Origin of the sequence: Amycolatopsis sp. cmx-8-4, from assembly GCF_046548675.1 — a bacterium.
GTDB lineage: Bacteria > Actinomycetota > Actinomycetes > Mycobacteriales > Pseudonocardiaceae > Amycolatopsis.
On sequence record NZ_JAEBDZ010000004.1, the window covers coordinates 336,678 to 358,569 of the forward strand.

Here is a 21,892-nt window from a genome sequence, read left to right on the forward strand (position 1 = left end):
ACACCCGCAGCCGGCCGAGACGACGTTGACCAGCGGCTGACCGTGATGGAAACGCCGGCACGCGTGATCAGGAGGTCGACACGCGTGATTGAGGCGCCGACACGGCCTGCAGAGCCGACGCCCGGCGTGTCGACCCTTCAATCACGCGTGTCGACTCTCTGATCACGCGTGCCGGCCGCTCGATCACGCGGAACGAGGTCAGGCGGGGCGGATCGCGCCGGTCACCGCCCAGGTGCCCGAGCGCCAGCGGACCAGCACCGCCACCAGGCGCAGGACCATGAAGAGCGAGAGACCGGTCCAGATGCCCGTGAGGCCCCAGCCGAAGCCGAGGGACGCCCAGATCAGCGGGAGGAAGCCCAGGGCCGCGCTGCCGAGCGTCGCGTTGCGGAGGAACGCCGCGTCGCCCGCGCCCAGCAGGACGCCGTCCAGGGCGAACACCACGCCCGCGATCGGTTGCAGCGCCACGAAGAACCACCACGCGTGCGGGACTTCGGCCAGCACGCCCGGGTCGGCCGTGAACGCGCGTGGCAGCACCCACGACAGGGCCGCGAACAGCACGCCCAGGACGCACCCCATCAGCAGCCCGTAGCGCGTGATCTGCGTGGCGACGCCGCGCGCCTGCCGGGCCGAGCCCGCGCCGAGGGCGGCCCCGACCAGGGACTGCGCCGCGATCGCGACCGAGTCCAGGATCAGCGAGAGGAACACCCACAGCTGCAGCACCACCTGGTGCGCGCCGACCGCCTCCGTGGACGTCCGGGCCGCGACGGCCGCCGCCGAGACGAAGCACAGCTGGAACCCGAGGCTGCGCAGCACCAGGTCGCGGCCGAGGCTCAGCTGGGCGCGCATCACCCGGAAGTCGGGCCGCAGCCCGGCCTTCTCCTTCACCAGCGCGGCGAAGAACAGCGACGCGGAGATCACCTGCGCGACGACGTTCGCGATCGCCGAGCCCTCCAGGCCGAGCCCGGCCCCGTAGACGAGCACCGGGCACAGCACGGCCGAGATCCCGTTGCCCGCCAGCACGTACCGCAGCGGCCGGACGGCGTCCTGCACCCCGCGCATCCAGCCGTTGCCGGCCATGGTGACCAGGATCAGCGGCGCCCCGAACAACGCGATCCGCACCCACGACACGGCCGCGTTCGTGATCTCGTCGCTGCCCGAGAGCACCCGCGCGATCGGCCAGGCCAGCAACTGCCCGGCGACCAGCACGACGAGCCCGACGAACAGCGCCAGCCACGTCGCCTGGACGCCTTCGCGCACGGCGTCGGCCCGGCGGCCGGCCCCGTGCAGGCGGGCCGTGCGCGAGGTCGTGCCGTAGGACAGGAACGTCAGCTGGCTCGACACCTGGGACAGCACGACGCCGCCGAGCGCGAGCCCGGCCAGCGACAGCGCGTCGAGGTGGCCGACGACCGCCGTGTCGACCAGCACGTACAACGGCTCGGCGGCCAGCACGCCCAGCGCCGGCACGGCCAAGCCGAGCACCCGCTTCGCCGGGACCCGCTCGCTCTCCTCCACGTTGTTCACCACGAGCCGGACTCTAACCGCCGGCACCGACAAGTTCCGGCCGGCGGGAACCGGGACGCCTAGAGCAGCGGCGCCCGCTCCAGCGCGGCGCGCAGGCCCGCCAGGACGTCCTCGGCGGGGCCCGCGATCGTGCACCCCGCGGCCTGCCGGTGCCCGCCGCCGCCGAACTCCGCGGCCACCGCGGAGACGTCGATCCCGGTGGAGCGCAACGAGATCTGCCACTGCCCGGGGTTCGCCGGGTCCTGCTTGAGCACCGCCGCGACGGCGGCCTCGCGCACCGAGCGGACGACGTCGATGACCGACTCGACCTCCTCGGCCCGCACCGTGCTCGCGGCGTCGACGCCGACGATCGTGTGCACGAAACCCTTGCCCTGCGCGGCTTCCGGCTCGAGCTCGGCGGCCGCCAGCACCGAGGACAGCATCGGCAGCCACGCGAACGGCCGCTCGTCGACGATCCGCCGCACCACGGCCTCGGGGTCGACGCCCGCCGCCAGCAGCCGCGCCGCCATCCGGTGCGTCTCCGGGCTCGCCCGGCGGAACCCGCTGGTGTCGGTGACGATCCCGGCGTAGAGCCCGCGCGCGATCGGCTCGTCCGGCTCGACACCCAGCGCGTCGAGGACCCGGAACACCAGGATCGCGCTGGCCTCGGCGCTCTCGTCGACGACGTGGCAGGTGCCGTAGAAGGTGTTGGTCGCGTGGTGGTCGATCACCAGCACCTGCCCGGCCGCCTCGACGCGCCCAGCGAGCCGGCCCAGCCGCTGCGGCACCGGCGTGTCGACGCAGACCAGCAGCTCCTCGGTCGCGGGCAGGTCGTCCGGGTGGGTGAGCAGGCCGTCCTCGTCGAGCCAGCGGAGCGTCTCGGGGGCCTCGTCGGGCTCGCCGAAGGAGACGCGCACCCGGGCACCGCGCTGAAGCAGGGCCCGGCCGAGGGCGAGCGCGCTGCCCAGCGCGTCCGCGTCGGGGCGGACGTGCCCGAGCACCGTCACGTCGGTGGCCGTCGCGAGCAGTGCGGCCGCGGCCTCGATGTCCTGCGCCATAGTGGAGGTCACGGTGCGTCACGCTACGCTCTGCGGGATGTCCGAGTACGTGATCCTGGTCCACCCGTCCGCCAACCGGGTCTACGCCGCCTCCTCCCCCGCGCTGCTGCGCGCCGAGCTGGCGGTGTTCGGCACGGCCCTGGCGGCCGGGCTGTCCGGGATCGAGGACGTCGAGCTCGGCGGCGTCGGCTACGTCCGCTTCACCAGCTCCGCGCCGCTCGGCGAGCGCGACCTCGCGCTGCTGTCGAACCTGTCGTCGCTGTACGCGCTGTTCGAGCTGGACGGCGACGTGCTGCGCCCGGTGAAGGTGACGCCGCTCGCGAAGGCCGACTCGGACCTGCTGACCATCCAGAAGTACGCGGGCAAGACCAACGAGTCGTTCACCAAGCTGCTGCTGAACATCACGCTGCTGGCCACCGCGGACCCCGCCTCGGACAAGCCGCGGTACCTGCTCGACCCGCTGTGCGGCCGCGGCACCACGCTCAACCACGCGATCATGTACGGCCTGCACGCCACCGGCCTGGACGTCGACGCCAAGGACTTCGAGGCGTACGAGGCGTTCATCAAGACGTGGCTGCGGAACAAGCGCGTGAAGCACACCGCCGAGTCGGGCGTGCTGCGCCGCAACAAGGCCCGCCTCGGCCGCCGTCTCGACATCGAGTACGCGTTCACCAAAGAGGACTACAAGGCGGGCGACACCCGCAAGCTCGTGTACTTCAACGCGGACACGCTGACGACGGACGAGGTCCTGCGCGCGAACTCCGCCGACGTGATCGTCACGGACGCCCCGTACGGCGTCCAGCACGGCAGCCACCGCGACACGGGCCTGCAGCGCAGCCCGCGCGACCTGCTGGCCGCCGCGATCCCGGTGTGGACGCGGGTCCTCAAGCCCGGCGGCGCGATCGGCATCTCGTGGAACACCACCGTCCTGCCGCGCGAAGAGCTGGTCGCGATCCTGGAGAAGGCCGGCCTCGACGTCCGCGAAGGCGGGCCGTACGAAGAGTTCGCCCACCGGGTGGACCAAGCCATCCTGCGCGACCTCGTCGTAGCCGCCAAGCCCGCTTCCTGAAAGCCGCCGTCCAGGATCTGGAACCGGACGGCGGCTCGTTGACCCGGCTCGGCCCGGGTTCCTAAAGTCGACGACGTCAACGGAAAGCGCCCCTCGTTGGGGCAGGCGCTTTTCCTCCTCGTTCTTTTCCCCGAACAGGTGTCGTCATGCCCGAATCCGTCTGGGTCGCCCAGTCAGATCCGCGGGTCCGGCCGTTGCTCGCCGACCTGGCCCGTGAATATTCGACGCGTTACCACCGCGTGCTCGCCGACGTTCATTTCGAACTGCGGGAATACCCGGCGGAGCATTTCGCGCCGCCGAACGGCGGATTGCTGGTGCTGCTCCACGACCAGCGCGCCGTCGCGGGCGGGGCGTTCCGGCGCTACGACGACGACACCGCCGAGCTCAAGCGGATCTGGACGCACCGCGCGCACCGCGGCCACGGGCTCGGCCGCCGCGTCGTCGCCGAACTGGAGGCCGAGATCGCGCTCCGCGGGTACCGCCGGATCCACCTGACCACCGGCCCGAGCCAGCCCGAGGCCCGGGCGCTCTACCTGGCCACCGGGTACACGCCGCACTTCGACGTCGACGCCGTGCCGGCCACCCGGCTGCGGTTCTCGAAAGCGCTTCCCGCGCCCGTGGGATCGCGGTGACCAGCGACGTCGGCACCCGGCCCGCGCCGCTGACGGCGCCGGAGGAGTCGCTGAAGATCGTGCCCGCGCGGCACCCGCTGACCTGGGTGGCCGCCGCGATCGTCGCGGTGCTGGTCGCGATGGCGGGCCACGCGCTGGTGACCAACACGGCGTTCGACTGGCCGACCTTCTCGAAGTACCTGTTCCAGAAATCGGTGCTCGACGCCGTGCTGCTCACCCTGGAACTGACGGCGTTCGGCGTGGTCGCCGGATTCCTGCTCGGCACCGTGCTCGCGCTCATGCGCATTTCCCGGAATCCGCTGCTGCGCGCGGTCGCCTGGACCTACACGTGGATCTTCCGGTCCGTCCCGCTCATTCTCCAGCTGCTGTTCTGGTACAACCTCGCGATCCTCTACAACGAGATCTCCTTCGGCGTCCCGTTCGGGCCGTCGTTCGTCTCGGTCGGCACGATGAGCCTCATCCCGCCGTTCCTCGCGGCCGGGCTCGGGCTCGCGCTGCACCAGGGCGCGTACGCCTCGGAGATCGTCCGCGCCGGGTTCCTCTCGGTGGACGCCGGCCAGCGCGAGGCCGCCGCGGCACTCGGCATCCCGGCCGGGCGCCAGTTCCGCCGGATCGTGCTGCCGCAGGCGATGCGCACGATCGTGCCGACGGCCGCCAACGAGATCGTCGGCCTGCTGAAGGCCACCTCGCAGGTATACGTGATGGCGCTGCCGGAGCTGTTCTACCAGGTCCAGGTCATCTACACCCGCAGCGGCCGGGTCATCCCGCTGCTGCTGGTGGCCACCTTCTGGTACCTCGCGCTGACGTCGGTGCTCTCGGTCGCCCAGTTCTACGTCGAGCGGTACTACGCCCGCGGCGCGCTCCGCACGTTGCCGCCGACCCCGCTGCAGCGCCTGCGCGCGGTCTGGGGGCGGGCATGAGCGCGGAGTTCATGGTGGACGTCCGGGGCGTGCACAAGAGTTTCGGCCCGCTGACCGTGCTCGACGGCGTCGATCTCCAGGTGCGCCACGGTGAGGTGACCGTCCTGTTGGGACCGTCGGGATCCGGCAAGTCGACGCTGCTGCGGCTGATCAACCACCTCGAGCGGGCCGACCGCGGGTTCATCAGCGTCGGCGGCGAGCTCATGGGCTACCGCCGGGCCGGCGACCGGCTCCACGAGCTCAAGGAGCGCGAGATCCTCAAGCAGCGCACCCGGATCGGGTTCGTCTTCCAGAACTTCAACCTGTTCGGCCACCTGACCGTGCTGGAGAACGTCGTCGAGGCGCCGATCTCGGCGCAACGCCGGCCGCGCGGCGAGGCCGAGGTCCGCGCCCGGGAGCTGCTGGACCGGGTCGGGCTCGCCGACAAGGCGGGCGAGTACCCGCGCCGGCTCTCCGGCGGCCAGCAGCAGCGCGTCGCGATCGCGCGGGCGCTGGCCCTCGAACCGGACGTCCTGCTGTTCGACGAACCGACCTCGGCGCTGGACCCCGAGCTCGTCGGCGAGGTCCTCGCGGTCATCCGGGACCTCGCGAAATCGGGGACGACGATGGTCGTCGTCACCCACGAACTGGGCTTCGCCCGCGAAGTCGCCGACACCGTCGTGTTCCTCGACGCCGGCCGCGTCGTCGAACAGGGCTCGCCCGAAGCCGTCCTCGACCACCCCCAGCACGCCCGCACCCGGGCCTTCGTGGAGAAAGTCCTTTGATGAAAACGATGAAACTGCGCGTCCTCCTGCTCGCGTCGGCCTTCGCGCTCGCCGCGTGCGGCAGTCCCGAAGCGGCCACGGAACCGGCGGCCCAGCCCGGTGGTGTCAACATCACCGCGAACCAGAACCGCGTCCACGCCGACAAGGTCGACGCGATCGCCGCGCTCGTCCCGGCGGCGATCCGGGCCCGCGGCACGCTGGTCGTCGGGACCACCGGCAACGGCACGCCACCGCTGTCGTTCCGCGCGGACGACGACAAGACGGTCATCGGCGTCGAGCCGGACGTCGCGTCGCTCGTCGCCGACGTCCTCGGGCTGAAGCTCGACCTGCAGGCCACGTCGTGGGAGAACCTGTTCCTCTCCGTCGACAACGGCCAGTACGACAGCGGGTTCTCGAACATCACGGTGACCGAGGAGCGCAAGGACAAGTACGACTTCGCGACCTACCGCAAGGACACCATCGCGTTCGAGGTACGCAACGACAAGAACACCACGGTGCGGGAGGCGAAGGACATCGCCGGGCTCACCATCGGCGTCGGTGCGGGGACGAACCAGGAGCAGATCCTGCTGCGCTGGGACCAGCAGAACAAGTCCGCCGGGCTGGCTCCGGTGAAGTTCCAGTACTACCAGGCGACCTCGGACTACTACCTGGCGCTGCAGTCGGGCCGGATCGACGCCTACGTCGGGCCCAACCCGACGTCGGCCTACCACGTCGCCGTCGAGGGCAAGACGAAGATCGTCGGCTCGGTGTCCGGCGGCGGCACGATCGAGGCCGACATCGCGGCGATGACCAAGAAGGGCAACGGCCTCGTGAACGCCCTGCAGCAGGCGCTGGACACGGTGATCAAGAACGGCCGGTACGCCGAGGTCCTCAAGCGCTGGAACCTGACGTCGGAAGGGCTGCCGGCCTCGGAGATCAACCCGCAGGGGCTGCCCCGCAAGTGACCCGGGTGCCGCGGGCCCGTCGCCGCTCGGGCCCGCGGAACCGGTTCAGGAATGGTTCAAGACTGGGTCACTTCGCCCGGCTTCGCGGTGATGGCTTTTCCGTTGCTCTCCGGGGAAACCGCGGGCGCGGGGGCCGGCGAGGCGCCCAGCCCGCGCTTCACCGAGTCCAGGATGGACAGTCCCTGGCCGACCAGGCCCGCGGCCATCTCGCCCAGGCCGTCGGCGCCGTTGAGGATGTTGACGTTCGCGCCGGCCAGGCCGCGCCCGGCCTCCTTGACGATCAGCGGCAGCTGGTCGATGAGCATCCGGTCGAGCGCGACGCGGTTGTTCGACGCCGCCGCTTCCGCCTGCACGCGCATCTTCTCGGCGTCGGCCACGGCCAGGATGCGGATCCGCTCGGCCTCCGCGTCGGCCGGCTTGATGACCTCGGCCACCAGCTGCTGCTGGCGCAGCTCGGCCTCGCGCTCGGCCAGCACGGTCCGCGCGTCGATGACCTCCTGCTGCGCCTTCGCCTGCGCGAGCGGCCCCGCCTGCGACGCCTCGGCCTGAGCCGCCTCGACCTCGGCGCGGTACTGCGCCTGCACGATCGACGTCTGCCGGACGTACGCCGCCTGCGTCCGCTGCGACTCCTGCTCGGCCTCGGCCGCCTTCTTGTTCGCCACGGCCTGGGCGATCTGGGCGTCCCGCTGGATGGCGGCATTGTGCGGCGCGGCCATCGCGGCGATGTAGCCGAGCTTCATGTCGTCGATCGACTGGATCTGCAGCGCGTCGACGGAAAGGCCGATCTTCGCCATTTCCACCGCCGAGCCGTCCAGTACCTCGGTGGCCAGCTTCTGCCGCTCGGTGATGATCTCCTCGACCGTCATCGACCCGATGATCGAGCGCAGGTGACCGGAGAAGATCCGGCCGGTCAGCACGGACATCTGGTCCTGGTCGGAGAGGAACCGCTGGCCGGCGTTGACGATGCTCTCGGTGTCGTTGCCGACCTTGAACGCGATCACCGCCCGCACGGTCAGGGCGATGGCCTGTTTCGTCACACACACTTCGGTCACTTCGGCTTCACACATCGAAAGCGTCAGGAACCGGACTTTCCGGAACACCGGCATGACAAAAGCGCCGTGGCCGGTGACGACCCGGAACGGCGACGCGCCCTTGCTGCTCTTGCCGCCCGAAATGAGCATCGCCTCGTTGGGGGCCGGCACGCGATAACCGAACATCGACTGTCCTTAGACGAACACTAGGAAGTGGTTTCCGGCGTGGGTTCCGCGGTGCTTTCCGGGACGTCCCACGCCACGACGTCGACCGTGCGCCGGCCCCGGGTTTCGACGACCAGCACGGTCGTCCCCCTTGGCAGCGCCGTGTCGGACCAGGCCAGGAAGGTTTCCAGCCCGCCCCGGATCCGGATCAGCACCTCCCCGGGACCGTGCGGCCCGCGGGTGCCGACGAGGAGGACCCCGGTGCGGCCCGACGGGGTCAGATCGGAGTGCATGTACCGACCTCCCTCGTCTGCCCGCCTCGGCGCGGACCGAGCCCGCTCACCCCATTGTGCTCCCGGTGGCCCCCGGGCGTGGTCTGTGCGAGGTTCCGATCGGGAAGCGGCGCCGGCGGCTACACTCACCAACCGTGACGGTGGAGCAGCGCCCCTTGCGCGCGGACGCCCGGCGCAACCGCGAGGCGCTGGTGGCGGCCGCGCGGGCGGTGTTCGGCGCCAAGGGCGTCGACGCCCCGCTGGACGAGATCGCCCGCCGCGCCGAGGTCGCGATCGGCACGCTCTACAACCGCTTCCCGACCCGTGCCGACCTCGTCGAAGCCGCGTTCCTGCCGACGCTGGAACAAGCGCAGGCGATCAGCGACGAGGCCCTCGCGTGCGCGGACCCGTGGGACGGCTTCGTGCTCTACCTCGAGCGCTCGGTGCGGATGCAGGTGACCGACCGCGGTTTCACCGAAGTGTGCTCGCGGACGTTCGACCCGGCCTCGGGTCTCGAAAAAGCCAAGCGCGCCAACGGTTCCCGGATGGACCGGATCGTCAAGCGGGCGCAGGACGCCGGCGCGCTGCGGCCGGACTTCCGCACCGTGGACCTCGCCGTGGTGTTCGCGGCGGCGACGGCGACCCCGGACTGGCGGCGCGGGCTCGCCCTGGTCCTCGACGGCCTGCGGGCCCCGGCCGCCCACCCGCTGCCGTGACCGGCTGGCTCGCGGACACGCGCACGTCGTACGACACGGTGGCGTCGAGCTACGCCGGCATCGTGCGCGACGCCGTCACGACCCAGCCGTACCTGCGGGCGGCGCTCGCGCTGTTCGCCGAGCGGGCCGACGGCCCGGTCGTGGACGTCGGCTGCGGCCCGGGGCACTTCACCGCCCACCTGGTTTCCCTCGGCCTCGACGCGTCCGGCGTCGACCTCTCGCCGTCGATGATCGAGCTGGCCCGCGAGGCCTACCCGGGCATTCGGTTCGAGGTGGGCTCGATGACGGACCTGCCCCGCCCGGACGCCTCCGTCGCGGGGGTGCTCGCGTTCTGGTCGCTGATCCACGTCCCGGACGACGCGGTCCCCGGCGTGCTGGGCCACTTCCACCGGGTGCTGCGCCCGGGCGGCCGGCTGGTGATCGGCTACCACGTCGGCGACTCGGCCACGCTGAAGACCCAGGGCTACGGCGGCCACCCGATGAAGGTCCACGTCCACCGCCGGCCCCCGGAACGGGTGGGCGCGCTCGCCCGCGACGCGGGGTTCGAGATCGAGGCGGAGTGGCTGCTGGACCCCGATGATGACGTTCCGCAAGCGATCCTGTTCGCTCGGCGGCCGCCTTTGCGGTGACGCGATCGAGCGGGCATGCTGAGTGCGTGACCGGCAAATCGGACGCGCGCCTGCGCGAACTCGTGCTGCTGCGCCGCGTCCGCGACCGGATCGACCGGGACTACGCGCAGCCGCTGGACGTCGAGGCGCTGGCGCGCGGCGTCCACCTCTCGGCGGGCCACCTGAGCCGGGAGTTCCGCGCCGCCTTCGGCGAGTCGCCCTACAGCTACCTGATGACCCGGCGCATCGAGCGGGCCATGACCCTGCTGCGGCGGGGTGATCTCTCGGTGACGGAGGTCTGCTTCGCGGTCGGCTGCTCGTCGCTCGGGACGTTCAGCACGCGGTTCTCCGAGCTGGTCGGCATCTCGCCCAGCGCCTACAAGCGACTGGCGGCCGGCGACGGCGAGGGCATCCCCACCTGCCTGGCCAAGCAGGTCATGCGGCCGATCAGGAATCGAGAAGCGACGCCCACCCGCTCGCACCTATCGTGAGCAGCATGAACCTCATCATCCAGCACACGTTCCTCCCCGCCGAAGACCCGGAGAAGTCGCTCGCGTTCTACCGCGACGCGCTGGGCTTCGAGGTGCGCAACGACGTGGGGTACGGGGACATGCGCTGGATCACGGTCGGCCCGGCCGACCAGCCGCACACGTCGATCGTGCTGCACCCGCCGGCCGCCGACCCGGGCCTGACCGACGACGAGCGCCGCACGATCGCCGAGCTGATGGCCAAGGGCAGCTACGCGTCGATCGTGCTCGCGTCCTCGGACCTGGCGGGCACGTTCGACCAGGTCCAGGCGAGCGGCGCCGACGTCGTCCAGGAACCGATGGACCAGCCCTACGGCGTCCGCGACTGCGCGTTCCGCGACCCGGCGGGCAACATGGTGCGCATCAGCCAGCTGGGGTGATGCGCCGCCCGGCGAACTCCAGCACGTCGGGCAGGACACCGCGCCAGTAGGCGTCTTCGTGCTTTCCCGGCGAGAACCGCGCCACGGCCGGCGAGACCGCGTTCACCAGCTTGCGGTCGGCGCCCAGGAACGGGTCGGACTCACCGCACCACACACCCAGGTTCGCGCCCCGGACGTCCGCCGCGTGCAGCAGCGGTTCCTCCGCGCGCCAGCCGGCCTCGTCGGCGAACACCTTGCGGGCGCGGGCGTCCGGCCAGCTGACGAACAGGGCCGCGCTCGCCACGGCCGTCGCCTTCAGGTCCGGGTGGGCGCGGGCGAAGCGGAGGGCGCCGAAGCCGCCCATCGAGATGCCGAACACCGCCGCGGGCGCCTTGAGGTCGCGCTGGGAGAGCCAGGCGGGGAGTTCTTCGGACAGCATCCGCTGCGGGTCGTCGTTCTTCCCGACGTTCACCCAGTAGTGGTCACCGTCGGGTGCGGCGATCGCGAACGGCGGGACACCCGCGCGCACGGCCTTGGTGAGGGCCTCGGGGACGCCGAGGTCGAGGAACGTCCGGGCGCGGGCGCCGCGGCCGTGCAGGGCCAGGCACACCGGCAGGCCCGAGGCCGGGACGCCGCCGGGGGTGATCAGGACCAGCTCGACGTCGGTGCCGCGGGCCGCGGAGTGCATTCGCTGCACGGTGACGGGCGCGCTCAGCGGCGTCGGGCCGGTCGGCGGTGCCGTCGCGGGCGGGCCGGGCGGCGGGCCCGAGGGGGCCGACGAACAGCCCGCCAGCAGCGCGAGTGCGCTGCCGGCGAGCAGGCCGCGACGGGAGAGCACCGGGTCAGCCCCGGCTCTCCTCCGCCGCCGGCTCGTCTTCGTCCTCGGTTTCGCGGGGGGCCTTGTACGGGTCGGGTTCGCCCGCGTGCTGGGCTCCCGCCGACCGCCGCGCGACCTCCGCGTCGGCCTCACGGGCCTTTTCGAGCAAGGCCTCGATGCGCTTCGACTCTTCGGGGATCGTGTCGGCCACGAACGTCAGGGTCGGGGTGTAGCGCACCCCGGTGGCCTGCCCGACCATCGTGCGGAGCATGCCGCGCGCCGATTCGAGCGCGGCGGCGGCACCGGCGAAGTCCGGGGGGATGTCCAGCTTCTCGCCGAGCACCGTGTAGTACACCGTGGCGTCGTGCAGGTCGCCGGTGACCTTAGTGTCCGTGACGGTCACGTAGTCCAGCCGGGAGTCCTTGACCTCGTGCTCGATCGCGGACGCCACGATCTGCGAGATCCGCTTGGCGAGCTTGCGGGCCCGAGCAGGATCAGCCATGTCTTTCTCCTCGAGAAAATCAGTCGTCTGGGCCGAGCAGCCGGCGGTGGGCGGAGAGCAGTTCGAACTCCGGCCTGCTCGCCACGTAGCGCTCGCACGAGTCGAGCACGTCACGGACGTGCTCGCCACCTTCGGCGACCACGGCCACCCCGATGAGGGTCCGCCGGTGCAGGTCGGTGTGACCGGCTTCGGCAACCGACACGGCGAAGCGCTTGCGCACCTCGGCCAGCACCGGCCGGACCACGGATCGCTTCTGCTTCAGCGAATGGACGTCGCCGAGCAGGATGTCGAGCTCAAGAGCTCCGACGTACATAGGCAATGGTGGTGTTGTAAGAGTAGGAAGCGAAAGCCCCGGGGGTGCGGCCGAAACCGCACCCCCGGGACCGGACGCCTTACGCGCGGGGCTTCTCGCGCTGCTCGTACGTCTCGATCGAGTCGCCGACCTTGAGGTCGCCGTACGAACCGAGCGTCAGACCGCACTCGTAGCCCTCGCGGACCTCGACCACGTCGTCCTTGAACCGCCGCAGCGAGCTGACCGGCAGGTTCTCCGCGACGACAGTGCCGTCGCGCAGCAGCCGGGCGCGCGCGTTGCGCCGGATCTCGCCGGACATGACCAGGCAACCCGCGATCGTGCCGATCTTGGAGGACTTGAAGACCTCGCGAACCTCCGCGCGGCCCAGCTCGACCTCTTCGTACTCGGGCTTGAGCATGCCCTTGAGGGCCTGCTCGATCTCGTCGATCGCCTGGTAGATGACCGTGTAGTACCGGACGTCGACGCCCTCGCGGGTGGCCCGCTCGGTCGCCTTGCCCTGGGCGCGGACGTTGAACCCGAGGACGATCGCGTCGGACGCGGTCGCCAGGTCGATGTCCGACTCGGTCACGCCACCGACACCGCGGTGCACCACGTTCAGCTCGACGTCGTCGCCGACGTCCAGCTGCAGCAGCGACGCCTCGAGGGCCTCGACGGTACCCGAGTTGTCACCCTTGATGATCAGGTTGAGGCTGTTCGTCTCCTTCAAGGCGGAGTCGAGGTCCTCGAGGCTGACCCGCTTGCGGCGCGACGCGTTGAGCGCGTTGCGCGTACGAGCGGAACGGCGCTCGGCGATCTGCCGGGCGACGCGGTCCTCGTCGACCACCAGGAAGGTGTCGCCCGCACCCGGCACCGAGGTGAACCCGATGACCTGGACGGGACGCGACGGCAGCGCTTCGGTGACGTCGACGTTGTGCTCGTCGACCATCCGGCGGACGCGGCCGTAGGCGTCACCCGCCACGACCGAGTCACCGACACGCAGCGTGCCGCGCTGGACCAGGACGGTGGCCACCGGGCCGCGGCCGCGGTCGAGGTGCGCCTCGATCGCGACACCCTGGGCCTCCATGTCCGGGTTGGCCCGGAGGTCCAGAGCGGCGTCGGCGGTCAGCAGGATCGCCTCGAGCAGACCGTCGATGTTGATGTTCTGCCGCGCGGAGATCTCGACGAACATCGTGTCGCCGCCGTACTCCTCGGCCACGAGGTTGTACTCGGTCAGCTGCTGCCGGATCTTGTCCGGGTTCGCGCCTTCCTTGTCAATCTTGTTGATCGCAACCACGATCGGGGCCTTGGCGGCCTGCGCGTGGTTGATCGCCTCGACCGTTTGCGGCATCACACCGTCGTCGGCCGCCACCACGATCACCGCGATGTCGGTCGAGTTGGCACCACGGGCACGCATGGCGGTGAACGCCTCGTGGCCCGGGGTGTCGATGAAGGTGATCAGGCGCGGGTTGCCTTCGAGCTCGGTCTCGATCTGGTACGCACCGATGTGCTGCGTGATGCCGCCGGCCTCGCTCTCGCGGACCTTCGTCTTCCGGATCGTGTCGAGCAGCCGGGTCTTACCGTGGTCGACGTGACCCATGATGGTCACGACCGGCGGCCTGACCTGCAGATCCTCTTCGCCACCCGCGTCGTCGCCGTAGGTGATGTCGAAGGTCTCCAGCAGCTCGCGGTCCTCCTCCTCGGGGCTGACGACCTGAACGTGGTAGTTCATTTCGCCGCCGAGCAGCTCGAGGATGTCGTCCGACACGGACTGCGTCGCGGTGACCATCTCGCCGAGGTGGAAGAGCACCTGCACCAGCGAAGCCGGGTTGGCGTCGATCTTCTCGGCGAAGTCGGTCAGCGAAGCGCCACGCGGCAGCCGGATCGTCTCGCCCTGCCCCTTGGGCAAGCGGACGCCGCCGACGCTGGGCGCCTGCATGTTGTCCATGTACTCCTGGCGCTTCTGCCGCTTCGACTTGCGACCCTTGCGCGAGGGACCACCCGGACGCCCGAAGGCACCCGCCGTGCCGCCACGGCCACCGGGGCCACCACGGCCGCCGCCACCGCGGAAACCGCCGCCGCCACCGGCCGGGGCACCGGCACCGGGGCCGCCGCCACCGGGACGGAAACCACCGCCGGCACCGCCGCCGCCACCGGGACGGAAGCCGCCACCGGCACCGCCGCCACCACCGGGACCGCCGCGGAAACCGCCGCCGCCGCCGCCACCGGGACCGCCACGAGCGCCGCCACCGGGGCCGCCACGGGCACCGCCACCGGGACCACCGCGAGCGCCGCCACCGGGACCGGCCGGGCGCTGCGTACGGCCCGGCATCATGCCGGGGTTCGGCCGCGGGGGCATGTTGCCCGGGCTCGGCCGGTTGCCACCGGCGCCGCCACCGGGACGCGGAGCCGGACGGTCACCGCCGCCACCGGTCCCACCGGGACGCGGCGGGCGGGTGTCGCCGCCCTGGCCGCCGCCACCGGGACGCGGGCCCTGCGGGCGCGGCGGGGCGCCGGAACCGACACCGAACGGGTTGTTGCCGACCCGCGGGGTGCGCGGACCGGGCTTGGGACCGCCGGGCTTGGGGCCCTGCGGCTTCGGCGGGACGACCGAACCGGTGTTGCCCTGCGGAGCGGGCGCGGCCGGGGTCTCCTGCTTGGGGGGTGCGGCCGGCGCTTCGGCTTTGGCCGCCGGGACCTGCTCCTGCGGAGCGGGCGCGGCCGGCTGCTGACGCGGGCCGGGCCGGGGGCCGGGACCGGCCGGGCGGTTGCCCGGTGCGGCGGCCGGCTTCGAGGCCGGGGCCTGCTGCTGCGGGGCCGCCGCGGGGGCGGCCTGCACGACGGGTGCCTGCTGCTGGGGAGCGGGCGTCGCGGGCTTCGGCGCGGGAGCGCCCGGCTTGGCGGCCGGGGGTCCCGGGCGCGCCGACGGACCGGGGGTCGGGCCGGGCTTCTTGGCGCCCTTGGGCGCATACGCGTCGCGCAGCCGGCGGGCGACGGGCGCCTCGACCGTGGACGACGCGGATTTGACGAATTCGCCCTGTTCCTTCAACTTGGCGAGCACGTCCTTGCTGGTGATGCCGAGCTCCTTAGCGAGCTCGTGTACGCGGGCCTTGCCTGGCACAGCTCTCCTCATCTAGGGGAGGCCAGGCGGGAAACCCGCTGACCTCGTCCTTATTGTCTCGCGTTCATGGCTTCAGCTTCACGGCTGACTCATGACGGGTCGACCTGCTTCCTTCGTTCCTCGCGGAGCCGGGGACGTCCCGGCTTCGTGATGCGTGGCGTACTCGACGTACCCGCGGACCTCCCGGACGTCGAGCGCTCCCGGGGCCCGCAAGGCCCTCGGGAAAGCCCGCCGCCGTTCGGCTTTGGCCAGACAGTCCGCGTCGGGGTGCAACCACGCCCCCCGGCCCGGGAGCCGACGACGTCCGTCGACGACCACCCGTCCGGCCACCGCGACCACGCGCAGCAGCTCACCGATCAAGGCCCGCCGCTTGCAACCGACACAAGTCCGCACCGGGGATTCTCGGTGGGACTGGCGCTCGGCTACCCGCCGCGGGCTTCGAACCACTCCAGAGTCTACCGCTTCGACCTTCACTCAGCCGAACCGGTTGTCGCGGCGGGCCGCGACGGACCGGCGTGGTCTTGATCACCCTCGTCGTCCACCGGCGCGGCATCGCTGCGGATGTCGATCCGCCAGCCGGTCAGACGGGCGGCGAGGCGGGCGTTCTGGCCCTCCTTGCCGATCGCCAGCGACAGCTGGAAGTCCGGCACCACGACGCGGGCGGTCTTGCCCCGCTCGTCCATGACCCGTACGGAAACAACCTTCGCCGGGGACAGGGCATTCCCCACGAACCGGGCCGGGTCCTCCGAGTAGTCGATGATGTCGATCTTCTCGCCGGCCAGCTCGCTCATCACGTTGCGCACGCGCGCGCCGACCGGGCCGATGCAGGCGCCCTTGGCGTTCACGCCCGCCACGGTGGACTTCACCGCGATCTTCGTGCGGTGTCCCGGCTCGCGCGCCACGGCGGCGATCTCGACCGTCCCGTCGGCGATCTCCGGGACCTCCAGCGCGAACAGCTTGCGCACGAGGTTGGGGTGCGAGCGCGAGAGCGTGATCTGCGGGCCGCGGTTGCCGCGCGCGACGGTGACCACGTACGCCTTGATCCGGCTGCCGTGCTCGTAGGACTCCCCGGCCACCTGCTCCGCCGACGGCAGCACGCCCTCGGTGTCACCCACCTGGACCACGACCATGCCGCGCGCGTTGGCGCGGGCGTCGCGCTGGATGACGCCGGCGACGATCTCGCCCTCCTTGGTGGAGAACTCGCCGAAGGTCTTCTCGTGCTCGGCGTCACGCAGCCGCTGCAGGATGACCTGGCGCGCGGTGGTGGCGGCGATCCGGCCGAACCCCTCGGGGGTGTCGTCCCACTCCTCGTCGGTCTCGCCGTCGTGGGTCAGCGTGCGCGCGAGCACGCGCACCAGGCCGGACTTGTGGTCGATGTCGATGCGGGCGTGCGGCTGGTGCCCTTCGGTGTGCTTGTACGCGGTGAGCAAGGCCGTCTCGATGGCCTCGATCACCGTTTCGAAGGGGATGTCCTTGTCCCGTTCGATCGCCCTCAGTGCGGCGATGTCGACGTTCACTTCGACCCCTTCTCCGTTTTCTCGGTCTCGGCCTGACCGGCGCCGGTCAGACCGGACGCGTCGTCGTCGAGCAGTTTCAGATCCTCGGCGGGCGGCTGCTTGAACTCGATCTCGACGACCGCCTTCGCCACCTGGGCGTAGCGGACGTCGCGGAGCTCGCCGTCGGCGAGGAGGCGGGCGGCGTCCGCGCCCGCGTGACCGACCCGGCCCACGAAGGCCTCGCCGTCGACCGGGGTGACCTTGACCAAGCGGAACCGCGCGCGCCGCCAGTGCCGCTGCTGGGTCAGCGGGCGCTCGATGCCCGGCGAGGTGACCTCCAGCGTGTACGCGCTCGCGAGCACGTGCTCGTTCTCGTCGAGCGCCGCCGCCACCTTGCGGCTGACCTCGGCGACCTCGTCCAGCCCGATGCCGTCGTCGGAGTCGACGACGACCTTGACCAGCTGCCGCCGGCCGGCCTGCTGGACCTCGAACGAATCGAGGTCGAAACCCGCGGCGGTGACGGCTTCGGCCACTATCGGCTGAAGCCGGCTGGCGAGTTCTCCTGGCACGTGGGGCTCTCCTCGGTCGGGGTGGGGGTGGGGGAACGGGTCGGTGGTGGACCAGCTTATCCGGTCGCCCTGTCACCACGCGCGAGCGGCGGGCCCGCCCCGGGGCCTGGCAGGATGGGCCGACGTGACCGGAAGACCGACCGAGCTGACCCGCCGTGCCGCCCTCCGCTTCGGGGCGGTGGCCGCTTTGGCCGTGCCGCTGGCCGCCTGCGGGCCCGGCTACGACGAAAGCCCCGACCCGCTGCAGCCGCTCCTGGCCGCCGCCGACGCGGACGCCGCGGCGGCGCGTGCCCTGGCCAAGGGCAAGGACGCCGACGCCGCCGGCCAGCTCGCCGACGCGCGCGCGGCGCACGCGGCCGCCCTGAAGTCCGAAGTGGACCGGCTGAACCGGCCCAAACCGTCGTCGGCGGCGACGCCACCGGCCGCGGCGGCGCTGAGCGACCTGAAGGAGCGGCTGGCCACCGCGCGCAAGCAGGCCGAGGACCTCGTCGGCGGCCTGCCGCGCTACCGCGCCGGGATGGTCGCGGCGATCGCCGCGGGCTGCGCGGCGCTGCAGCGCATCACCCCGGCGCTGGGCCCGGGCGAGGACGCCCCCGCCGCGGCCGCCCCGCCCGGCGGCGTCCCCGCCGAAGCCGTCGACCCGCTGCAGCAGGCGCTCGCCGCCGAGCACGCCGCGGTCTGGGTGTACGGCCTGGTCGGCGCGTTCCTGCCGGCCGACTTCGGGGAGGCGGAGAAGGGCGGCGTCGCCGAACACGCGCTGCGCCGCGACCTGCTGCAGACGATGCTCGCGGGCGCCGGGGCGACCCCGGTCGCGCCCGAGGCGGCGTACAACCCGAAGAAGCCGGTGACCGACACGGCGTCGGCCGCGCTGGTCGTCGCGACGGCGGAGGCCGACTGCGCGTCGGCGTGGCTGGCCGTGGTGAACCACACCGACGACGCAGGCCTGCGCAAGACGGCGCTGCACGCGCTGGTGGCGGCCTCGCGGCGCGGGACGCCGTGGCGTTCCGAAGCCGGCGAGAAGCCGGCGGCGGTGGCCATGCCCGGCCAGGCGAGCTGACCCTCCGACGCCCTGAAGGGCACCCTCAGGGACACGACGTCCCTGAGGGTGCCCTTCAGGACATTCGAAGCAGTGCGGCTCAGCCGAAGTCGGCCGACAGGCGCAGCGCGTCCTCGGCGATCTTGTCGATCAGCGCCTTGTCCTGGTGCTTGTCGTAGAAGTCGCCCAGCACGATCGTCACGTTCGTGCCCTCGACCCGGGACGCGTACGCCGCGTCGGCGCCGCTCACGCTCGGGGTGCCGGCGCCGGCGAACGTCTTGTCCCGGACCAGGTCGGTGACGTTGCCGGTGCCGTCCTGCTCGGTCAGCGCCTTCAGCGCCTTCGCCTTCGTCGAGTCCGGCAATCCCACCAGCACCACCGACACCAGCGCCTTCGCGCCGCCCGACTCCGTCGTGTACAGCGCGCGGACCAGCGACTGGCACGGGCTGTCCTGGAAGAAGTCCTTGGTCTTGCCGTAGGACTTCGCGACGCAGTCGGTGGAGCGCACCGGCCCGGCGACGGGCGTGAACGTGTACTTCCCGGTGCTGTGGGCCGGCGGCTGTGCCGTCGGCTCGTCCGGCGTCGAGTCGTGCCGGATCAGGAACCAGAGCAGCCCGGAGATCACGGCGATCGCGACCAGCCCGGCGCCCCTGAGTGCCAGGGTCCGGGTGTCACGCTTCGGTGGTCCGGGCACGGGCGGGCGGGGCTGCGGGGGAACCGCGCCCAGCGGGGCCGTGTCGGACGGGCCTGGGGTGAAATGCGCACCAACCACGACGCCATACGGTAGTTCACGCCCGCTGAGCTGTTCACTCGAATGCGTGTAAGACGCGTTCGACGTCGTCAGCGGTGTTGTGGAGGTGGAAGCCGACCCGCACCTTGCCGTTGCGCAACCCGGAGACGATCCCGGCCGCGGCCACCCGTCCGGGGTCGGCTTCGAGCGACACGATCGCGCTCCCCCGCGGCGGCCGGCCGAGCTTCTCCAGCAGCGTGTCGGCCAGGCCGACGTCGTGGGCGGCGACCTGGGCGAGGTCGAGCCCGCCGAGGTACTCCAGCGCGGCGGCCGCACCCACCTGGGCCAGCCAGACGGGTGACAGGTCGAACGCGCGGGCGTCGCCGGCCAGCCGCAGCGGGAGGCCGTAGACGGTGGCCCACGGCTCCTCCCCCGCGTACCAGTTGGCCGCGACCGCGCGGGTGCGGTCCTGGGCGTCCGGGCGCACCGCCAGCCACGCGCAGCCACGCGGCGCGAGCAGCCACTTGTAGCCCGCCGCGACGACCCAGTCGGCCCAGGCGACGTCCAGCGGCAGCCAGCCCGCGGCCTGGGTCGCGTCGAGCAGCACCGCCGCGCCGGCGGCCTCGGCCGCGGCCCGCAGCGCGGGGAGGTCGGCGATCCGGCCGTCCGCGGACTGGACGACGCTCACCGCGACGACGTCGTGCCCCTCGACCCGCGCGGCGAGGTCGTCGAGCGGCACCTCGGTGACGGTGACGCCCGGGTTCGCCGCGAACGGGAAGGTCACGCTGGTGAAGTCGCCCTCGGCGGCGAGTACGCGGGTGCCGGCGGGCAGCGCGGCGGCGACGTTGGCGATCAGCTGCGACGCCGACGCGCCGATCGCGACGCGCCCGGCGTCGACCCCGAGCAGCCGGGCGAACCCGGCCCGCGACCGCGCGACGACCTCGTCGAAGTCCGCCGGCCGGCTCGCGCCGGTCCGCCAGTTCTCGACCGACCCGGCCACGGCCGCGGCGACCGGCGCGGGCGGGATGCCCATGCTCGGCGTGTTCAGGTACCCGGACGGGACGGCGAAGTCGGCTCCGAAGGCGTGCATGTCCCCGAGCCAAGCAGATCCGGTTCTCACAGGAACGCGGTGACGTCGGCGTAGGACGGCGGAGTGAGGGGAAGGTCACGGCCGTCGCGCACCGCGAGCGCCGTCTCGGCCGCCGCGGCCAGGGCCATCCGGTAGGGCAGCGAGCCCAGGCTGACCCGCGCGACGCCCAGCTCCGCCAGCCCGGCCAGGGTGACCTTGCCGGGCAGGAACAGCAGGTTGAGCGGCACCCCGACGGCGACGATCCGCTCGACGTCGGCCGGCGCGGCGAGGCCGGGCACGAAGACGCCGTCCGCGCCCGCCGCGGCGTACGCCCGCGCCCGCGTCTCGGCTTCGGCCACCGAGCGGTCGCCCGCCCAGTGGGTGTCGGTGCGGGCGTTGACGAACAGCCTCGGCGTCCGCTCCTTCACCGCCGCGACCAGGGCAGCCTGGACGTCGACCGGGGCGAGGGAGCCGTCGGCCCGGCCGTCCTCGAGGTTGACGCCGACCGCGCCCGCCGCGGCGAGTTCTTCGGCCAGGTCGGCGACCGCGGCCGGGTCCGCGCTGAAGCCGTCGGCGATGTCGACGCTGACCAGCGCGTCGAGCCGGGCCAGCCGGGCGGCCAGCGCGACGGTCGTGTCCCGCGTCGACGGCGCGCCGTCCGGCTCCCCCGCCGCCGCGGACACGCCGAGACTGGTCGTCCCGAGCGCGCGGAACCCCTGCGCGACGAGGTGGGCGCCGACGCCGAACTCCCAGGCGTTCGGCAGCAGGAGCGGGGTACCGGGGACGTGCAGCGCACGGAATTCGTCCATGCCCCGAACCTAGGTCCGCCACACTTCGGCCGCCGCCGAAGTCGTGTCGACCCTCCAATCACGCGAGTCGACCCTCCGATCACGTGTGTCGACGCTCCGATCACGTGTGTCGGGCGTTCGATCACACCCCTCGAGCGATCGAACGGCCGACACGCGTGACTGGGAGGTCGACTCGCGTGATTGCCGGGTCGACACGCGTGATCAGGGGGTCGACACGGCGTCAGCCGCTGCTGCCGGACGAGGCGGCCGCCGAGATCGCCGCGGCGCGGGCCGCCTTCAGCTCGCGGACCACCTTGCGCAGCGCGGGGACCGCCGCTCCCGCGCGCTCCTCCAGTTCCGCGAGCCGGGCCTTGTGGTGGCGGGCGTCGCGGCGCGAGACGACCGTGCGCAGCTCCACCGCCGCGGCCAGCGACGTCAGCGCCGCGGCGCCCGGGTCGACCCGGGACGCCGGTTCGCGGCCCCGCAGGGCGGCCGCCACGACCTCGTGCAGCCGGGCCGCTTCCGCGCGGTCGCGGACCACCGGGCGGCGGCGCGGGAACAACCCCAGCACGTGCGACGTCTTCAGCGTGATCGTGCCCGCCGCGTCGAGCTGGGCCTCCAGGGACTGGAGCGTGGCCCGGGCGTCGCGGCGGACCCAGCCGCGCCACTTGCGGTGCGGGTCCGTGGCGAGGTCGCCCAGCAGGTCGTCGAGCACGAGGTGGCCGGTGCCGGCCGCGCCGGTGACCACGGGCCGCCCGTCGCCGTCGACGACCAGCCCGCGCAGGACCAGGTCCGTCAGCGCCGCCGCGCGCACCAGTAGCGCGACCCCCTGACGGCGCGGCAGCCGGTCGCGGCCGGTGTCACACGCGAGCAGGTAAGCCTGGGCGGGCAAGGACAAAGTGCTCATCAT

Annotated in this window: 25 protein-coding genes; 10 read left to right on the top strand and 15 right to left on the bottom strand. The window is 72.4% G+C overall.

Features of this window, described 5'->3' with window-relative positions:
- Positions 1-198: 198 nt before the first annotated feature.
- Both ACLJQZ_RS10615 and ACLJQZ_RS10620 read right to left on the bottom strand, forming a co-directional pair.
- Complete coding sequence (locus ACLJQZ_RS10615; RefSeq protein WP_410619836.1) at positions 199-1,524, bottom strand: MATE family efflux transporter; 1,326 nt, start codon at positions 1,522-1,524, stop codon at positions 199-201.
- A 56-nt stretch (positions 1,525-1,580) separates the two neighbouring features.
- Positions 1,581-2,558, bottom strand: a complete 978-nt coding sequence (locus tag ACLJQZ_RS10620) for a DHH family phosphoesterase (RefSeq protein WP_410620009.1) — start codon at positions 2,556-2,558, stop codon at positions 1,581-1,583.
- Positions 2,559-2,595: 37 nt separating this feature from the next.
- On the opposite strand from ACLJQZ_RS10620, the gene ACLJQZ_RS10625 reads away from it, so the two are divergent.
- The 5 genes from ACLJQZ_RS10625 to ACLJQZ_RS10645 all read left to right on the top strand — a co-directional run bounded on the left by ACLJQZ_RS10625 (position 2,596) and on the right by ACLJQZ_RS10645 (position 6,887).
- Positions 2,596-3,627, top strand: a complete 1,032-nt coding sequence (locus ACLJQZ_RS10625; RefSeq protein ID WP_410619837.1) for a TRM11 family SAM-dependent methyltransferase — start codon at positions 2,596-2,598, stop codon at positions 3,625-3,627.
- A gap of 146 nt (positions 3,628-3,773) precedes the next feature.
- Positions 3,774-4,259 carry a GNAT family N-acetyltransferase gene (locus ACLJQZ_RS10630; RefSeq protein ID WP_410619838.1) on the top strand — a complete coding sequence of 162 codons (486 nt, stop codon included), beginning with the start codon at positions 3,774-3,776 and terminating at the stop codon, positions 4,257-4,259.
- Complete coding sequence (locus tag ACLJQZ_RS10635) at positions 4,256-5,179, top strand: amino acid ABC transporter permease (RefSeq protein WP_326943068.1); 924 nt, start codon at positions 4,256-4,258, stop codon at positions 5,177-5,179. The genes ACLJQZ_RS10630 and ACLJQZ_RS10635 overlap by 4 nt, the downstream gene beginning before the upstream one ends.
- A complete protein-coding gene (locus tag ACLJQZ_RS10640; protein WP_410619839.1) occupies positions 5,176-5,943 on the top strand; it encodes an amino acid ABC transporter ATP-binding protein in 768 nt (255 codons plus the stop codon). Before ACLJQZ_RS10635 ends, ACLJQZ_RS10640 begins: the two co-directional genes overlap by 4 nt.
- Positions 5,943-6,887 (top strand): ABC transporter substrate-binding protein, encoded by a 945-nt coding sequence (locus tag ACLJQZ_RS10645; RefSeq protein ID WP_410619840.1) that lies wholly within the window; start codon positions 5,943-5,945, stop codon positions 6,885-6,887. Before ACLJQZ_RS10640 ends, ACLJQZ_RS10645 begins: the two co-directional genes overlap by 1 nt.
- A gap of 56 nt (positions 6,888-6,943) precedes the next feature.
- Here ACLJQZ_RS10645 and ACLJQZ_RS10650 read toward each other — a convergent pair whose 3' ends face one another.
- Together ACLJQZ_RS10650 and ACLJQZ_RS10655 are read right to left on the bottom strand one after the other, a co-directional pair.
- Complete coding sequence (locus ACLJQZ_RS10650) at positions 6,944-8,104, bottom strand: SPFH domain-containing protein (RefSeq protein ID WP_410619841.1); 1,161 nt, start codon at positions 8,102-8,104, stop codon at positions 6,944-6,946.
- A 20-nt stretch (positions 8,105-8,124) separates the two neighbouring features.
- A complete protein-coding gene (locus ACLJQZ_RS10655; RefSeq protein WP_410619842.1) occupies positions 8,125-8,376 on the bottom strand; it encodes a hypothetical protein in 252 nt (83 codons plus the stop codon).
- A gap of 134 nt (positions 8,377-8,510) precedes the next feature.
- Between ACLJQZ_RS10655 and ACLJQZ_RS10660 the strand changes: the two genes are divergently transcribed.
- From ACLJQZ_RS10660 to ACLJQZ_RS10675, 4 genes are read left to right on the top strand one after another with little or no spacing between them, the layout of a single operon-like run.
- Positions 8,511-9,071 carry a TetR/AcrR family transcriptional regulator gene (locus tag ACLJQZ_RS10660; protein ID WP_410619843.1) on the top strand — a complete coding sequence of 187 codons (561 nt, stop codon included), beginning with the start codon at positions 8,511-8,513 and terminating at the stop codon, positions 9,069-9,071.
- On the top strand, positions 9,068-9,700 hold the full coding sequence (locus ACLJQZ_RS10665; RefSeq protein ID WP_410619844.1) for a class I SAM-dependent DNA methyltransferase: 633 nt from the start codon (positions 9,068-9,070) through the stop codon (positions 9,698-9,700). Before ACLJQZ_RS10660 ends, ACLJQZ_RS10665 begins: the two co-directional genes overlap by 4 nt.
- A 26-nt stretch (positions 9,701-9,726) precedes the next feature.
- Entirely contained in the window at positions 9,727-10,170 is a 444-nt protein-coding gene (locus ACLJQZ_RS10670; RefSeq protein WP_247054714.1) for a helix-turn-helix transcriptional regulator, read from the top strand.
- Positions 10,171-10,175: 5 nt separating this feature from the next.
- Positions 10,176-10,586, top strand: coding sequence for a VOC family protein (locus ACLJQZ_RS10675; RefSeq protein WP_326943075.1), 411 nt, complete (start codon positions 10,176-10,178; stop codon positions 10,584-10,586).
- On the opposite strand, the gene ACLJQZ_RS10680 is transcribed toward ACLJQZ_RS10675, so the two are convergent.
- The 7 genes from ACLJQZ_RS10680 to rimP form a co-directional block, all read right to left on the bottom strand.
- Positions 10,570-11,403: an alpha/beta hydrolase gene (locus ACLJQZ_RS10680; RefSeq protein ID WP_410619845.1), complete on the bottom strand. Its 834-nt coding sequence runs from the start codon at positions 11,401-11,403 to the stop codon at positions 10,570-10,572. The genes ACLJQZ_RS10675 and ACLJQZ_RS10680 overlap by 17 nt on opposite strands.
- 4 nt (positions 11,404-11,407) lie before the next feature.
- Positions 11,408-11,884, bottom strand: a complete 477-nt coding sequence (rbfA, locus tag ACLJQZ_RS10685) for a 30S ribosome-binding factor RbfA (RefSeq protein ID WP_410619846.1) — start codon at positions 11,882-11,884, stop codon at positions 11,408-11,410.
- A gap of 19 nt (positions 11,885-11,903) precedes the next feature.
- Positions 11,904-12,197 carry a DUF503 domain-containing protein gene (locus ACLJQZ_RS10690; protein ID WP_247054723.1) on the bottom strand — a complete coding sequence of 98 codons (294 nt, stop codon included), beginning with the start codon at positions 12,195-12,197 and terminating at the stop codon, positions 11,904-11,906.
- A 79-nt stretch (positions 12,198-12,276) separates the two neighbouring features.
- Complete coding sequence (gene infB / locus ACLJQZ_RS10695) at positions 12,277-15,294, bottom strand: translation initiation factor IF-2 (RefSeq protein WP_410619847.1); 3,018 nt, start codon at positions 15,292-15,294, stop codon at positions 12,277-12,279.
- Between the two features lie 78 nt (positions 15,295-15,372).
- Positions 15,373-15,768 (bottom strand): YlxR family protein, encoded by a 396-nt coding sequence (locus ACLJQZ_RS10700; protein WP_410619848.1) that lies wholly within the window; start codon positions 15,766-15,768, stop codon positions 15,373-15,375.
- A complete protein-coding gene (gene nusA / locus ACLJQZ_RS10705; RefSeq protein ID WP_247054727.1) occupies positions 15,765-16,811 on the bottom strand; it encodes a transcription termination factor NusA in 1,047 nt (348 codons plus the stop codon). The genes ACLJQZ_RS10700 and nusA overlap by 4 nt, the downstream gene beginning before the upstream one ends.
- Positions 16,808-17,359: a ribosome maturation factor RimP gene (gene rimP / locus ACLJQZ_RS10710; RefSeq protein WP_410619849.1), complete on the bottom strand. Its 552-nt coding sequence runs from the start codon at positions 17,357-17,359 to the stop codon at positions 16,808-16,810. Before rimP ends, nusA begins: the two co-directional genes overlap by 4 nt.
- A gap of 124 nt (positions 17,360-17,483) precedes the next feature.
- Between rimP and ACLJQZ_RS10715 the strand changes: the two genes are divergently transcribed.
- A complete protein-coding gene (locus ACLJQZ_RS10715; protein ID WP_410619850.1) occupies positions 17,484-18,416 on the top strand; it encodes a ferritin-like domain-containing protein in 933 nt (310 codons plus the stop codon).
- A gap of 79 nt (positions 18,417-18,495) precedes the next feature.
- On the opposite strand, the gene ACLJQZ_RS10720 is transcribed toward ACLJQZ_RS10715, so the two are convergent.
- The 4 genes from ACLJQZ_RS10720 to ACLJQZ_RS10735 all read right to left on the bottom strand — a co-directional run bounded on the left by ACLJQZ_RS10720 (position 18,496) and on the right by ACLJQZ_RS10735 (position 21,889).
- Positions 18,496-19,089, bottom strand: coding sequence for a hypothetical protein (locus tag ACLJQZ_RS10720; RefSeq protein ID WP_247064469.1), 594 nt, complete (start codon positions 19,087-19,089; stop codon positions 18,496-18,498).
- Between the two features lie 112 nt (positions 19,090-19,201).
- Entirely contained in the window at positions 19,202-20,215 is a 1,014-nt protein-coding gene (locus ACLJQZ_RS10725; RefSeq protein ID WP_410619851.1) for an aminotransferase class V-fold PLP-dependent enzyme, read from the bottom strand.
- A gap of 26 nt (positions 20,216-20,241) precedes the next feature.
- Complete coding sequence (locus ACLJQZ_RS10730) at positions 20,242-21,003, bottom strand: isocitrate lyase/phosphoenolpyruvate mutase family protein (protein WP_410619852.1); 762 nt, start codon at positions 21,001-21,003, stop codon at positions 20,242-20,244.
- 220 nt (positions 21,004-21,223) lie between these two features.
- Positions 21,224-21,889 carry a GOLPH3/VPS74 family protein gene (locus tag ACLJQZ_RS10735; RefSeq protein ID WP_410619853.1) on the bottom strand — a complete coding sequence of 222 codons (666 nt, stop codon included), beginning with the start codon at positions 21,887-21,889 and terminating at the stop codon, positions 21,224-21,226.
- Positions 21,890-21,892: the final 3 nt, after the last annotated feature.

Bases quoted from the DNA above. Each gene is read 5' to 3' on its own strand.
- ACLJQZ_RS10625 (WP_410619837.1), top strand. From the start codon at position 2,596: ATGTCCGAGTACGTGATCCTGGTCCACCCGTCCGCCAACCGGGTCTAC.
- ACLJQZ_RS10620 (WP_410620009.1), bottom strand. From the start codon at position 2,558: ATGGCGCAGGACATCGAGGCCGCGGCCGCACTGCTCGCGACGGCCACC.
- ACLJQZ_RS10725 (WP_410619851.1), bottom strand. From the start codon at position 20,215: ATGCACGCCTTCGGAGCCGACTTCGCCGTCCCGTCCGGGTACCTGAAC.
- rbfA (WP_410619846.1), bottom strand. From the start codon at position 11,884: ATGGCTGATCCTGCTCGGGCCCGCAAGCTCGCCAAGCGGATCTCGCAG.
- ACLJQZ_RS10735 (WP_410619853.1), bottom strand. From the start codon at position 21,889: ATGAGCACTTTGTCCTTGCCCGCCCAGGCTTACCTGCTCGCGTGTGAC.
- ACLJQZ_RS10675 (WP_326943075.1), top strand. From the start codon at position 10,176: ATGAACCTCATCATCCAGCACACGTTCCTCCCCGCCGAAGACCCGGAG.
- ACLJQZ_RS10650 (WP_410619841.1), bottom strand. From the start codon at position 8,104: ATGTTCGGTTATCGCGTGCCGGCCCCCAACGAGGCGATGCTCATTTCG.
- ACLJQZ_RS10640 (WP_410619839.1), top strand. From the start codon at position 5,176: ATGAGCGCGGAGTTCATGGTGGACGTCCGGGGCGTGCACAAGAGTTTC.
- ACLJQZ_RS10655 (WP_410619842.1), bottom strand. From the start codon at position 8,376: ATGCACTCCGATCTGACCCCGTCGGGCCGCACCGGGGTCCTCCTCGTC.
- ACLJQZ_RS10730 (WP_410619852.1), bottom strand. From the start codon at position 21,003: ATGGACGAATTCCGTGCGCTGCACGTCCCCGGTACCCCGCTCCTGCTG.
- ACLJQZ_RS10690 (WP_247054723.1), bottom strand. From the start codon at position 12,197: ATGTACGTCGGAGCTCTTGAGCTCGACATCCTGCTCGGCGACGTCCAT.
- ACLJQZ_RS10645 (WP_410619840.1), top strand. From the start codon at position 5,943: ATGAAAACGATGAAACTGCGCGTCCTCCTGCTCGCGTCGGCCTTCGCG.
- ACLJQZ_RS10630 (WP_410619838.1), top strand. From the start codon at position 3,774: ATGCCCGAATCCGTCTGGGTCGCCCAGTCAGATCCGCGGGTCCGGCCG.